Consider the following 11833-nt stretch of genomic DNA (forward strand, 5'->3'; position numbering starts at 1 on the left):
GTGTGATGGCGCGCTATCAGAACATATTCACTCAGGTACAGGTGCGCGGGCCGCTGGAAGCGGGGCCGAGGATGCACAACAGCACCTTCACGCGCAGCGGCGCGGGCGGCTATCATTACTGGCTCGGCAAGCTGGGCGCCGCGCAGATTGGCCCGGTCTATCTCGGCCCGCTCGGCATGGCTTCGCTGACCTTCGCGTTCCTGGCGTTCGAGATCATCGGGCTCAACATGTTCGCGAGCGTCGGCTGGAATCCGATCCAGTTCTTTCGCCAGCTGCCCTGGCTGGCGCTGGAGCCTCCGGGGCCGCAATGGGGCTTCCAGCTGCTCGTGCCGCTCGCTGAGGGCGGCTGGTGGCAGATGGCCGGCTTCTGCATGACGACCTCCCTGCTGCTCTGGTGGCTGCGCACATTCCGCCGCGCGCGCGCGCTTGGGATGGGGACGCACGTCGCCTGGGCCTTCGGCGCGGGCATCCTCCTCATCATCACCTTGGGCTTCATCCGGCCCATGCTGATGGGCAGCTGGGCCGAGGCGGTTCCGTTCGGTATCTTCCCGCACCTGGATTGGACCGCGGCTTTCTCGATCCGCTACGGCAACCTCTTCTACAATCCGTTTCACTGCCTCTCGATCGCGTTCCTCTACGGATCGACGATGCTGTTCGCGATGCACGGTGCGACCATCCTGGCGACCGGACGCTACGGCAGCGAACGCGAGATCGAGCAGATCACCGATCGCGGTACGGCGTTCGAGCGTGGCGCCCTGTTCTGGCGCTGGACGATGGGGTTCAACGCCACCGCCGAATCGATCCATCGCTGGGCGTGGTGGTTCGCGGTGCTGACTCCGCTGACCGGCGCGATCGGCATCATCCTGACCGGCACCGTCGTCGACAATTGGTATCTCTGGGCCGTCATGCACCATTATGCACCGAGCTATCCGGGTACCGGCGTCGTCGATCCCGCGAGCCTGCCGGGAGCGCCGCAATGAGCCGGTTTCTCGATCGGATCGCGGCCGCGTCGATCGGGGGGCTGGGGATCCTCTTGCTCGGCGGCTGCGAGCTCGGCCCCAAGCAGGCCACGCAGACGGGCTATCGCGGCACCGGGCTGGAGCAGATCGTCGATGTCAAACACATCGCCAAGGTGAGCCTGATCCCGCCTGCGCCCTATCCTCTGCCGCCCGACGGCGGGCCGACCGCCGGCGAAAGCTACCAGAACATCAAGGTCCTGAACGGTGTGAGCAAGGAGCGCTTTGATCATCTGATGGCGGAGATCAGCCAGTGGGTCGCGCCGCCCGAGCAGGGCTGCAACTATTGCCACAATCCCGAGAATTTAGCGTCCGACGAGAAGTATACGAAGGTCGTCGCGCGGCGCATGATCCAGATGACGCAGAATATCAACTCGCGCTGGTCGAGCCACGTCAAGGAAACCGGGGTCACCTGTTACACCTGCCATCGCGGCAATGCTGTCCCGGTCAACAAATGGGCGCTGGCGCAAGGCACGCCCAATCCGGGCTCGATCCTCGGCAACCGCCATGGCCAGAATGCGCCAGAGGCGAATGTCGGTTACGCCTCGCTGCCATCGGACCCGTTCGCGGCATATCTGAACGAAAATCAGCAGATCCGCGTGGCGGGCAACAGCCCCTTTCCGTCTCGCGATCACGTCGCGTCGATCAAGGACGCCGAGACGACCTACGGCATGATGATGCACGTCAGCACGGCGCTGGGCGTGAATTGTACTTTTTGCCACAATAGCCAGTCGTTCCGCGCCTGGAACCTAAGCCGGGCACAGCGGGCGACGGCCTATTACGGCATCCGCATGGTCCGCGACACCAACGAGAATTATATCGGCTCGCTCCAGACCGTCTTCCCGGCATATCGCAAGGGGCCGCATGGCGATCCGTACAAGGTCAATTGCACGACCTGCCACCAGGGCATTTCCAAGCCGCTGAGCGGGGTCAGCATGATCGCGCAGGCACCGGCGTTGAAGGGCGTATCAAAGCCGACCGCGCCCGCCGAGGGTGGACCGGCCGCGGCGACCAATGTCCCCGCCGCGTTCAATGATCCGCAGGCGATGACGGGCACGAAATGACCCGATCCCGCGCCGCCTCGACTGGCGGCGCGGTCGTGCTGGGTAAACCGGCGGACGTCGGATGACGATCGACGACCATCCACTCCGCGCCGCACTCTCCGACGAGATGCATGTCCGCCGGCTTCCCCGGATGCGCGCACCTTGCCGCCTCATGCAGGTCGTGACCGTCTTGGGCGAACCAAACGCCGATGCAGCGCGCGTGCATATCGAGGCGCTTATGGTCGGCGCGGCGGTGCTGGTCCCGCTGTCCGCTAAATATGGCGTTCTCGCGATCGACGGAATCACGCTTGTCTGGGAACGGCATAGCGAATTTGCGACCTATACGTTGCTGCGTCCCGGCACGACGGCCGAGCCGTTCGATCCTCACGACTTCGATCCGGTACGCCGCATCATCTATGCGGATATGCCGGGCGAGATTATCCGTGCGACGCAGATCGCGTTGATCGCGGACGACGAAGCCGATGCCGCGGTTGCGGACCCGACGCGCTGGTTCACGGACGAGGCGACGATCGTGTGCGATGTCGCCGGCGGGCAGGCGCGGATCATGTCCGATTTCAGGCTCAACGCCGATGGTTATGGCCGTCTGCTCGTGCGCGATCGTGGGCTGCAGCGCAACGAGCCCTCCCAGGTCGTGCTGCAGCTGCAGGAGCTCGGCAATTACCGCAACATGGCGCTGCTGGGCCTGCCGCTCGCGCAGCGGCTGACGCCTGTGGTGACCGGCCTGGAGACACGCCTTGCCGAACTGACCCATGCGGTATCGGAGCGGTCGTCCGAGGACGACAGGCTGCTCGACGAGTTGACCTATCTCTCCGCGGAGCTCGCCTCGCTGGTCGCCGAGACGCGCTACCGAATGACTGCGACGCGGGCCTATGCGCAGCTAAGCGTCGATCGGGTCGCGAGCCTCAGGATCGGCGAGGTGCGCGGTTACCAGACGCTCGACGATTTCACCGAGCGCCGACTGCTGCCCGCGGTGCGCACCTGCGATTCCTTCTCGGCACGGCTCGAGGATATGTCTCAGCGCGCGGCCTGGACGAGCGAGTTGCTGCGCACGCGGATCGATACTGCGCTCGCTCGCCAGAACCGGGATCTTCTGGCGTCGGTGGATCGGCGGACGGATCTGCAGCTTCGCTTGCAGCAGACCGTCGAGCGGCTGTCCGTGGTCGCGATCAGCTATTATCTGGTCGCGTTGATCGGCTATCTGCTCGGCATCGTCACCATCGTGCCGCACGAGGTGGCGATGGCCATCACTGTGCCGATCGTGCTCATCGGTGTTGCGCTGGCGCTGCGCCGGGCGCGTCGACACGTTATGCAGTAGCTATCGACACGACGGGGCGGCGATGATTGCTCCTTTCGCCTGGGCAAGCCCCGTCCAGGCGATGCCCGGTTACGCCGCCATCGCCCGTCGCGCGAGTTCGCACTGCGACCAGATCTCACTCAGCGCCTTCACCAGGCGATCCACGTCGCCATCGGTGTGGACTGGCGAGGGAGTGAGGCGCAGCCGCTCGGTGCCGACGGGCACGGTCGGGTAATTGATCGGCTGGACATAGATACCGTGATTCTCGAGCAGCCAATCGCTGATGCGTTTGCACTTGTGCGCGTCGCCGACCATGATCGGAATGATGTGGCTGGGATTGTCCAGGGTCGGGATACCGATCGCATCCAGCCGCCTGCGGACCTGCGCGACCCGGTCGCGATGCCGCGCGCGCTCCATCTGGCTGGTCTTGAGGTGGCGGATACTGGCAGTGGCACCGGCGGCAAGCGCGGGCGGCAGCGCGGTGGTGAAGATGAATCCGCTGGCGAAGCTGCGAACGAAATCGCACAGTGCAGCGGATGCGGCGATATAGCCGCCCATCACCCCGAACGCCTTGCCCAGCGTACCCTCAATCACGGTCAGGCGATCCATCAGCCCTTCGCGCTCAGCAACGCCGCCGCCGCGCGGGCCGTACAGGCCGACGCCGTGGACCTCGTCCAGATACGACATTGCCTTATGCTTTTCGCACACGTCGAGTATCTCGGCGATCGGCGCGATGTCGCCGTCCATCGAATAGACGCTCTCGAAGGCGACCAATTTGGGCCGGTCCGGATCAAGCAGCGACAGCCGGCGATCGAGATCCTCGGGTGAGTTGTGTTCGAACTTATGCACCTCGGCGCGACTGTGCCGGATCCCCTCGATCATGGAGGCATGGTTCAGCGCGTCGGACAGGATAACGCAGCCGGGCAGCCGCGCGCCGAGCGTACCGAGCGCGGCCCAGTTCGAGACATAGCCGCTGGTGAAGAGCAGCGCCGCTTCCTTGCCATGCAGATCGGCCAATTCCGCTTCCAGCAAGACGTGGCTGTGGGTCGTGCCCGAGATGTTTCGCGTGCCGCCGGCGCCGGCGCCGCATCGATCCAGCGTCTCGCGCATCGCTTCGAGCACCTTGGGGTGCTGGCCCATGCCGAGATAGTCGTTTGAGCACCACACCGTCACCGGGCGGGTCTGCTCCCCGAAGAATTGCCGGGCGGCGGGGAAGGCGCCGGCCTTTCGCTCGAGCTCGGCGAAGATCCGGTAGCGGCCATCCTCCTTAAGCGTCGCCAGCTCGGATTTGAAAAATGCCTCGTAGTTCATGCGATCTTCCCCGATCTTGTACCGTTGATAGCGGCTTTTGCCGCTTGGTGTGAAGTAGATGAGGCCCAGCGCCACATCCTGGCGTCGCGGAGCGGCAGGACGAGAAATAGATGCTCGACCACGCCGAGCGCGGCGAGCCCGGCGAGCAACGTCGCGCAGGCCGAGGCGCCGCTGCCGGGCGGCGCCCATTCGGCCGCGATCCACGCCCAGGCGGCGATGGCGCTGCCAAGCAGGATCGAAACCGGGAAAAGCGGGTTCAACGGCGCCTTGCGGAAATAGCTCTTGAGGTAGGCGAGATGAGGCGGGAACACCTCGTCGCTGAGGTTCGGCACGCCCAGATAAAGATTGAACTTGGCTGAAAGCCGCAACACGAACAGCAGCAGGAAGGCGAGTGGCGCGGCCTGGTTGGCAGCGCCCCATGTCACGGCCGCCAGCAGGATCGCGGTCGCGGCGATCGCCAGTTCGTGGTGGATGACGGTTGCCGTCGCCGCGGCGAAGCGACGCCAGCCGGTTGCGCCCGGCGGGCATATGGCGCGGTTCGGCCCCGCGACGACGCCCATCAGAAAGCTCATCTCGTGCCAGCCCCAGATCACGATGGCCGCAGCGAACCCCACATAGGCGCCGCCGGCGCTGACATCGTCGGCCTTGATCCAGACCAGCACGATCGCGGCGATCGCCGCGATGCCGGCGAGCTTCAGGCTGGTGGCGAAGGTCTCACGCGGACGGCTGTCGAGCCACACGATCGTGCCGGTGCCGATGAACCACATGAGAAGCGCGAAGAGGAGCGGCGGGACGGTCACCAGGCCGGGACCATCCGCACGGTTGCCGGCGCAACGTTGTGCTTAACCGGCGTCAGATACAGTCCGGCGAAGGTGACGGCGGCGGCGCCCGCGAGCCCGACGCGCCGGATGGCGCCGATCAGCCCGCCCTGCGCCTCCGCCGCATCGGCCCGGCGCGCGATCCGGCACATCCGCTCCAGCCCGCGCACGAAGCGTGGGTTGTCAGTATCGAGCACGACCGGAAACACCTGCCGCGTGATCTGCGAGCAGATCGTGAAGACGCGATGGTCATAGTCCGTGGGATCGATCCCGAGCGCCTTGTGGAAGGCGGGGCGGTTGTGATCACGCACGTACATCGTCGCGTAGACGGCGACGAGGAAGAAGCGGATCCAGAGTTTGTTGATCCCGGCCAGCAGCTTGGGATCTGTCCGCATCAGGATCGCGAAGGCGTCACCGTGGCGGAACTCGTCATTGCACCACAGTTCGAACCAGTTGAAGATCGGGTGGAAGCGCAGCTCGGGCTGTTTCGCCAGATGGCGGAAGATGGTGATGTAGCGCGCATAGCCGATTTTCTCGCTGAGATAGGTGGCGTAGAAGATGAATTTCGGCCGGAAATAGGTGTATTTCTTGGTGCGCGTCAGGAAGCCCAGGTCGATGCCGATGCCGGCATCCTTCAGCGTCTCGTTGATGAAACCGGCATGGCGGCTCTCGTCGCGGCTCATCAGCTTGAAGAGTTGCTTGATGTCCGGATTGGTCACCCTTTTGGCAATTTCGGCGTAGAGGATGCAGCCTGAGAATTCGGCGGTGAGCGAGCTGACGAGGAAATCGGTGAACTCTTCCCGCAGGCCATCGGGCAGGCTTTCGATCACGCCGTCGAACGCCGCGGTGCGCTTGAAGTGCAGCCGGTTCGGGTCGCTCGCCATCTCGCCGATAAGCGCGTCCCATTCTGAGCGGACGGGCGAGACATCGATCCGGTCCATCGCTGCGAAATCGGTCGTGTAGAAGCGCGGGCTCAGCACGGTGTCCTCGCGCGCGATCGCCATCGTATCGGCGTCGCTCTTGATGGCGGTGATCGCGTTCATTTCATGGTCCGATCCGTGAAACTGACGTCGTAGAGTTCGGTCATCTCGAAATGGCCAGCGAGTTTGGTCCACAGCCGTGCAACCGCGCCGGCATGCTCGACTGTTGCGATCCGCTGGACTACGCGGCGCTCGCCGAAGCCGATGTGGATCGGCGCGCCCTGGATACGCACCCGATCGCCCGGCCCGATTGAGACGCCGCCCGCGAGTTCGACATGCGCGTACAGATTTTCGTCGCTATGTTCGAGCTCGACCGTGCAGGGCGTTTCGAAACGCTTCCGGCGCAAGGAGGTCATGCGGCCGGACCTTTCGGCAGCAGCGCCACGAAGGCGGCGCGATTGGCTGATCCGAACGCGGTCATCTCGATCGAGCGGCCGGTGACGCTGTCGGTCAGCGAGACTTCCCCGTCGCGCCACAGGGCCAACGTAAAGGGCGGTCGGTCGCCGATGCCGCGCATCCGCCGCTCGCGGGCGAGCCCGCGCATCACGCCCCGGATGAACCCGGTCTGCTGACCTGGCTCAATCACCGAAGCGGTGCCGCCGACGCCGGCATCCTCGATCACGACCGCCCCGTCGGCCCGATCGACGAAGCGCAGGCTGCGCGACGAGACCAGAGCGACATGGTTGGCCGCGCGCATTGCGATCGGCGAGGCGGAGGCGGGCACGCCGACGATGCGCAGGATCGCGACGGCGGTGAAGGCGAACAGCACCAGCGCGCCCGCGATGAACAAGGTGCCGCGTGGCAGCATGTCGGCGTGGCGGTGCGTGCTCATGCCGCCACCGCATCCGCAAAGGACGGGGCCCGCTGCGTCTGCGGTTTCGCGATGGCGGCCGGGGCCTGATGCTGCGCGGCGCGGCAGCTATCGGCGATCAGCGCTGCGACCGCTTGCGCTTCGGGGATGGCGCGGAGCATCGGGCGCGGGCGCACGAACGTCCACGGCCGGGCATGCGGCCACAGCGCGAGGATGCCGAGCTTGGCGGGGCCGGCGATCTCCAGCGGCACGTCGCCAGTCCCGTTCGCGCGGGTGGCGAGGTCGACCGACCCGATCATGCCGAGCGGCAGGTTGACGCATTTGGGCACGGCGATGCCGATGCGCAGCACGATCCGGCGATCGGTCAGCGTATAGACCGTCGATCGCGCGGCCGCCCAGGCCAAAAGGTGCAGCAGCACAACCGCGAGCGCGCCGAGCGCGATCGTCATCTCCAGGCCCAAATAGCCGCCGTGCGTCGTGAACGCGCTGGCGCCCGCCCAGCCGGTGAGCAGCGCGAAATAGCCCGCTACCAGCCGCGTGTGATAGGCCGTACGCGCCAGTGTGCGCCAGTCGGGCGCGCCCTGCCACAGGATCGTCTCGCCGGCGGGGAGATAGCCGGGAAGGCCGCGGATCGGCTCATGATCATATTCTGTCACAGCCAGGGCTCCTGGCGGCCGGCATTGGCGTAGAGATAGCCGCCGCCGAAATAGGCCTGCACGCGCTCCTCCTCATACAAGGTGATCTGGTCGGTCGCCCCCAGCCGGGGGACGCCGGCGAACTGCGCGGCGTTGAGCGCATCGATCACGATGCGGCGGCGGCGGTGATCGAGCTTTGCCATCATCATCGGGGCGAGCAAGGGCCCGCCTTCAGCTTCGAGCTGGAGATAGCGGACCAGCCGATCGGCGGTATCGATCCACAAGCTGATGACATGGCCGGCCACCGCGCCGTCCGCGCCGATCACGGGCCAGCCCGACAGATCCGAATCCTCGCGCGCGATACCATAGCCCGCCGCGCTGCCGAGCGGCACGATCCGGGGATGCCCGTCCATGTCGAGATCGGGCCGTTTGGCCCGATCGGCCCACGCCGCGGGACCGATGCCATCGATCAGCGGATCGCCGGTCGGTGCGTAGGGCGCGCCGTGAGAACGTTCCGTCCGCCGCGCCGCGATGTCGAAGAGCTCGCGGCCTTTGGTCGGCGTGGTGACGATACCGTGATCGAACGGCAGCAGGAAGGATTTGGGCGAGGCTGCGGAAAGCGGGCCACCGGGCACGGCCTGCCGCCCGGTCAGTTCATCCTCAAGCGGATAGCCCTCGCGGCGATCCTCCCGGCGCAGGTAGATGACCAGGCAGATGAAGAACAGGACGAACGCCCAGAACACGAGCAGGGCGACGTCGATCCCGGCCGTCAGATTGGGATGCATCGGACTTCCCCTTTCATATCGGAAACTCTCGCAGGCCGAAGCGCCCGGCCTCGGGAAGCGGAACGGCGCCGCCGCGGACCAGCGGCCCGAGCGCGATCAGCGTGCACAACAGCAAAAGTATCTCTATCCCGTAGACGAAGGCGTAGCCGGTCGCGGGGCCGGCCAGCGTCGGCCCCAAACGGCCCGCAATCGCCGCCTGCGAGATTAGATCCCGCGCGAAGGCGCCGAGCGCTATCGCCAAGCCGGAACAGGTCGCCTGGACGGCGCCCCAGGTGCCGAGCGCGAGACCTGTGCGGCCGCCCAGCGCTTTGTCGTCGGAAAGCGCCATCGCCGCCGTCAGCGTGCCGACCGAGAACAGACCTCCGCCGAGCCCGATGAAGGCGGCGCCGATCGCGAGCAACGCCACCGAATGCAGCGGCCCGGCGAAGAGGACGAACAAGAACGCGCCGATGCCGGCAACGCCGCCGAAACCCGCCAGCCGATGCGGATCGCCACCCTCACCAAGGCGATTGGCGGCATGGGCAAAGCCTGCGAGCATGCCGACCGCCCAGAGAGCGGTGAGCGAGGTGGTGGCACCGACCGTCAGTCCGAGAATCTGGCCGCCATAGGGCTCCAGCAATACATCCTGCATACTGAACGCCGCCGCCCCCAGGCCGACCGCGACGAGCAGCCGCATCGTGCGCCGCCGGGCGATGAACATCCTCCAGACGTCGCGGAAGGCCGGCTGAATGTCGCGGACAACCGTGGCGGCGCGGTTGCGCGCCTCCTGCTTCCATAGGGCGATCAGATTGAGGATCATCGTCAAGGCGGCGGCGCCCTGGACGATTTGGACCAGCTTGGTCGGCGTGAAATCCGCGAGCAGCCGGCCGATCACGATCGCGCTGACCATCATGCCGACCAGCAGCATCATGTAGAGCAACGCAACGACGCGCGGGCGGGCGTCTTCGGGCGCCAGATCGGTGGCGAGCGCGAGGCCGGCGGTCTGCGTGGTGTGCATGCCAGCGCCGACCAGCAGGAAGCCCGCCGCCGCGCCGAGATGGCCGACGAAGGCCGGCCCGGTGCCGCCACCCGACATCACCAGCAGCGCGAAGGGCAAGATCGCGAGCCCGCCGAACTGCATGAGCGTGCCGAACCAGATATACGGCACCCGCTTCCAGCCAAGCAGCGACGCATGATGATCGGACTTGAAGCCGATGAGCGCGCGCAACGGCGCGAACAGCAGCGGCAGCGACACCATCACCGCGACGAGGCTCGCGGACATGCCGAGTTCGACGATCATAACCCGGTTGAGCGTGCCGGTCAGCAGCACCGCTGCCATGCCGACCGATATCTGGAACAGCGACAGACGCAGCAGGCGGCCGAGCGGCAGATCCGCGGTCGCGGCATCGGCGAACGGGAGGAAGCGCGTGCCGGGCCGGTTCCAGAATGCACCGCTCCTCAGGCTCTCGAGGCGCGCGGAGCCGCCCGCGCTGTCCTGCGCAACAGGCGGCGTCAACGAGGCCTTCAAGGCATTCAGATGGCTCACCCGACCACCACCTCCATCGCATGGCTGGTATAGAAGCTCGCCGAGATGCGCCGGTCCCGACCGATCCGGGCGTGCGGCAGGGCGTTGCGGATCAGGGTGCGGAGAAACCGGTCCCGCACCGGGAGGATAGCGGGCGAGCGATCGGCGCGTGGGAAAAGCCGCCCCACGCCGAGCATCGCCATCAGGAGCGGCGTTTGCGGGGCGAACGTAAAGGCGATCGAGCCGCGTGTATTTTCAGCCAGCCGCGCCAGTACCGCGACGATGTCGAACGACTTGTAGTGGATCAGCGAATCCATAGCGACGACGTGATCGAACCGACCGAGCGTGGGATCGATCATCTCGCCGACGCGCCAGTCGATGCAGGGACCCGCCGGCGCGCGATCGCGCGCGATCGCTACTAGGCTCCCCGCCACATCGACTGCGACGACGTCCGCGCCGCGCCGTGCGGCTTCCACCGCCAGTGCGCCCGTGCCGCAGCCGGCATCCAGCACGCGCAGCCCGCGCAGATCGGCGGGTAGCCACGACAGCAACGTATCGCGCATCTCGGCACGCCCTGCGCGGACGGCGGCGCGGATTCCGCTGACCGGCGCATCGGAGGTGAGCTGCTCCCACGCCTTCGTCGCGGTCCGGTCGAAATAGGTTTCGAGGTTCCCGCGGTAGCGATCGTAAGTCGCCGTCGTCATCACTCGAACCCCAGGAATTCGAAGATCTCGCGATCCTTCATCGGCTGCGCGTCGAGCGGTTCGCAGCCCGCCCACAATTGCGCGGCGAGGCGCTTATATTCGAGGCAGGCGGCATCGACCTCGGGCGTCGGTTCCATCTCGAACAAGGTGCATTTCTTGAGGCGCGAACGGCGGATCGCATCGAGATCCGGAAAATGCGCGAGGCGCTTGAGACCAGTCGCCGCGTTGAAACGGTCGATCTCATCGGTCGCGGCCGAACGGTTGGCGATGACGCCCGCCATCCGCACGTCGTAATTCTTCGCCTTGGCCTTGATCGCCGCAACGATCCTGTTCATCGCGAAGATGCTGTCGAAATCGTTGGCGGCGACCACGACCGCGCGTTCGGCATGCTGGAGCGGCGCGGCGAAACCCCCGCATACGACATCACCCAGCACGTCGAACAAAACGACGTCTGTGTCTTCTAGCAGGTGATGCTGCTTGAGCAGCTTGACCGTCTGGCCGACGACATAGCCGCCGCAGCCGGTGCCCGCGGGTGGCCCGCCCGCCTCGACACACATGACGCCATTATAGCCTTCGAACATATAGTCTTCGGGGCGGAGTTCCTCGCTGTGAAACTCCACCGTCTCGAGCACGTCGATCACCGTCGGCATCAGTTTCTTGGTCAGCGTGAAGGTGCTGTCATGCTTGGGGTCGCAGCCGATCTGGAGCACGCGCTTGCCGAGCAGCGAAAAGGCCGCCGACAGGTTCGACGAGGTGGTTGATTTGCCGATCCCTCCCTTGCCGTAGACGGCGAACACCTTGGCGGTGCCGATCCGGTCGGCCGGATCGAGCCCCACCTGGACGCTGCCTTCGCCGTCGAGGAGCCTTTCGCGCGTGCGGATCGGGGGATCGAGCAGGGCCATGAGCTGTTC

Annotated in this window: 13 protein-coding genes; 3 read left to right on the plus strand and 10 right to left on the minus strand. The window is 66.1% G+C overall.

Annotation, left to right across the window (positions count from 1 at the left end; translation table 11 throughout):
* The first annotated feature begins 5 nt into the window (after positions 1 to 5).
* The 3 genes from pufM to Q4F19_RS17720 all read left to right on the plus strand — a co-directional run bounded on the left by pufM (position 6) and on the right by Q4F19_RS17720 (position 3395).
* On the plus strand, positions 6 to 980 hold the full coding sequence (pufM, locus tag Q4F19_RS17710) for a photosynthetic reaction center subunit M (RefSeq protein WP_303545410.1): 975 nt from the start codon (positions 6 to 8) through the stop codon (positions 978 to 980).
* On the plus strand, positions 977 to 2080 hold the full coding sequence (gene pufC, locus Q4F19_RS17715; protein WP_303545412.1) for a photosynthetic reaction center cytochrome PufC: 1104 nt from the start codon (positions 977 to 979) through the stop codon (positions 2078 to 2080). Before pufM ends, pufC begins: the two co-directional genes overlap by 4 nt.
* Before the next feature lie 61 nt (positions 2081 to 2141).
* Positions 2142 to 3395 (plus strand): DUF3422 domain-containing protein, encoded by a 1254-nt coding sequence (locus tag Q4F19_RS17720; protein WP_303545415.1) that lies wholly within the window; start codon positions 2142 to 2144, stop codon positions 3393 to 3395.
* A gap of 69 nt (positions 3396 to 3464) precedes the next feature.
* On the opposite strand, the gene hemA is transcribed toward Q4F19_RS17720, so the two are convergent.
* The 10 genes from hemA to bchL are packed head-to-tail and all read right to left on the minus strand — an operon-like array spanning position 3465 to position 11824.
* Positions 3465 to 4685 carry a 5-aminolevulinate synthase gene (gene hemA / locus Q4F19_RS17725; RefSeq protein WP_303545418.1) on the minus strand — a complete coding sequence of 407 codons (1221 nt, stop codon included), beginning with the start codon at positions 4683 to 4685 and terminating at the stop codon, positions 3465 to 3467.
* Positions 4682 to 5485: a putative photosynthetic complex assembly protein PuhE gene (gene puhE, locus Q4F19_RS17730; protein ID WP_303545421.1), complete on the minus strand. Its 804-nt coding sequence runs from the start codon at positions 5483 to 5485 to the stop codon at positions 4682 to 4684. The genes hemA and puhE overlap by 4 nt, the downstream gene beginning before the upstream one ends.
* The gene (gene acsF / locus Q4F19_RS17735) at positions 5482 to 6546 is read right to left on the minus strand and encodes a magnesium-protoporphyrin IX monomethyl ester (oxidative) cyclase (protein ID WP_303545424.1); all 1065 of its coding nucleotides are present in this window, start codon (positions 6544 to 6546) and stop codon (positions 5482 to 5484) included. The genes puhE and acsF overlap by 4 nt, the downstream gene beginning before the upstream one ends.
* Positions 6543 to 6839, minus strand: a complete 297-nt coding sequence (locus Q4F19_RS17740; protein WP_303545427.1) for a hypothetical protein — start codon at positions 6837 to 6839, stop codon at positions 6543 to 6545. Before Q4F19_RS17740 ends, acsF begins: the two co-directional genes overlap by 4 nt.
* Complete coding sequence (puhC, locus tag Q4F19_RS17745) at positions 6836 to 7315, minus strand: photosynthetic complex assembly protein PuhC (protein WP_303545429.1); 480 nt, start codon at positions 7313 to 7315, stop codon at positions 6836 to 6838. Before puhC ends, Q4F19_RS17740 begins: the two co-directional genes overlap by 4 nt.
* Positions 7312 to 7950, minus strand: a complete 639-nt coding sequence (puhB, locus tag Q4F19_RS17750; RefSeq protein WP_303545431.1) for a photosynthetic complex putative assembly protein PuhB — start codon at positions 7948 to 7950, stop codon at positions 7312 to 7314. The genes puhC and puhB overlap by 4 nt, the downstream gene beginning before the upstream one ends.
* On the minus strand, positions 7947 to 8714 hold the full coding sequence (gene puhA / locus Q4F19_RS17755) for a photosynthetic reaction center subunit H (protein ID WP_303545435.1): 768 nt from the start codon (positions 8712 to 8714) through the stop codon (positions 7947 to 7949). The genes puhB and puhA overlap by 4 nt, the downstream gene beginning before the upstream one ends.
* 13 nt (positions 8715 to 8727) lie before the next feature.
* Positions 8728 to 10239 carry a BCD family MFS transporter gene (locus Q4F19_RS17760; RefSeq protein ID WP_303545438.1) on the minus strand — a complete coding sequence of 504 codons (1512 nt, stop codon included), beginning with the start codon at positions 10237 to 10239 and terminating at the stop codon, positions 8728 to 8730.
* Positions 10236 to 10922, minus strand: coding sequence for a magnesium protoporphyrin IX methyltransferase (gene bchM, locus Q4F19_RS17765; protein ID WP_303545441.1), 687 nt, complete (start codon positions 10920 to 10922; stop codon positions 10236 to 10238). Before bchM ends, Q4F19_RS17760 begins: the two co-directional genes overlap by 4 nt.
* Positions 10922 to 11824 (minus strand): ferredoxin:protochlorophyllide reductase (ATP-dependent) iron-sulfur ATP-binding protein, encoded by a 903-nt coding sequence (gene bchL, locus Q4F19_RS17770; protein WP_303545444.1) that lies wholly within the window; start codon positions 11822 to 11824, stop codon positions 10922 to 10924. The genes bchM and bchL overlap by 1 nt, the downstream gene beginning before the upstream one ends.
* Between the last annotated feature and the right edge of the window lie 9 nt (positions 11825 to 11833).

It is taken from the genome of Sphingomonas natans (assembly GCF_030546695.1).
GTDB classification, from domain to species: Bacteria; Pseudomonadota; Alphaproteobacteria; order Sphingomonadales; family Sphingomonadaceae; genus Sphingomonas_I; species Sphingomonas_I natans.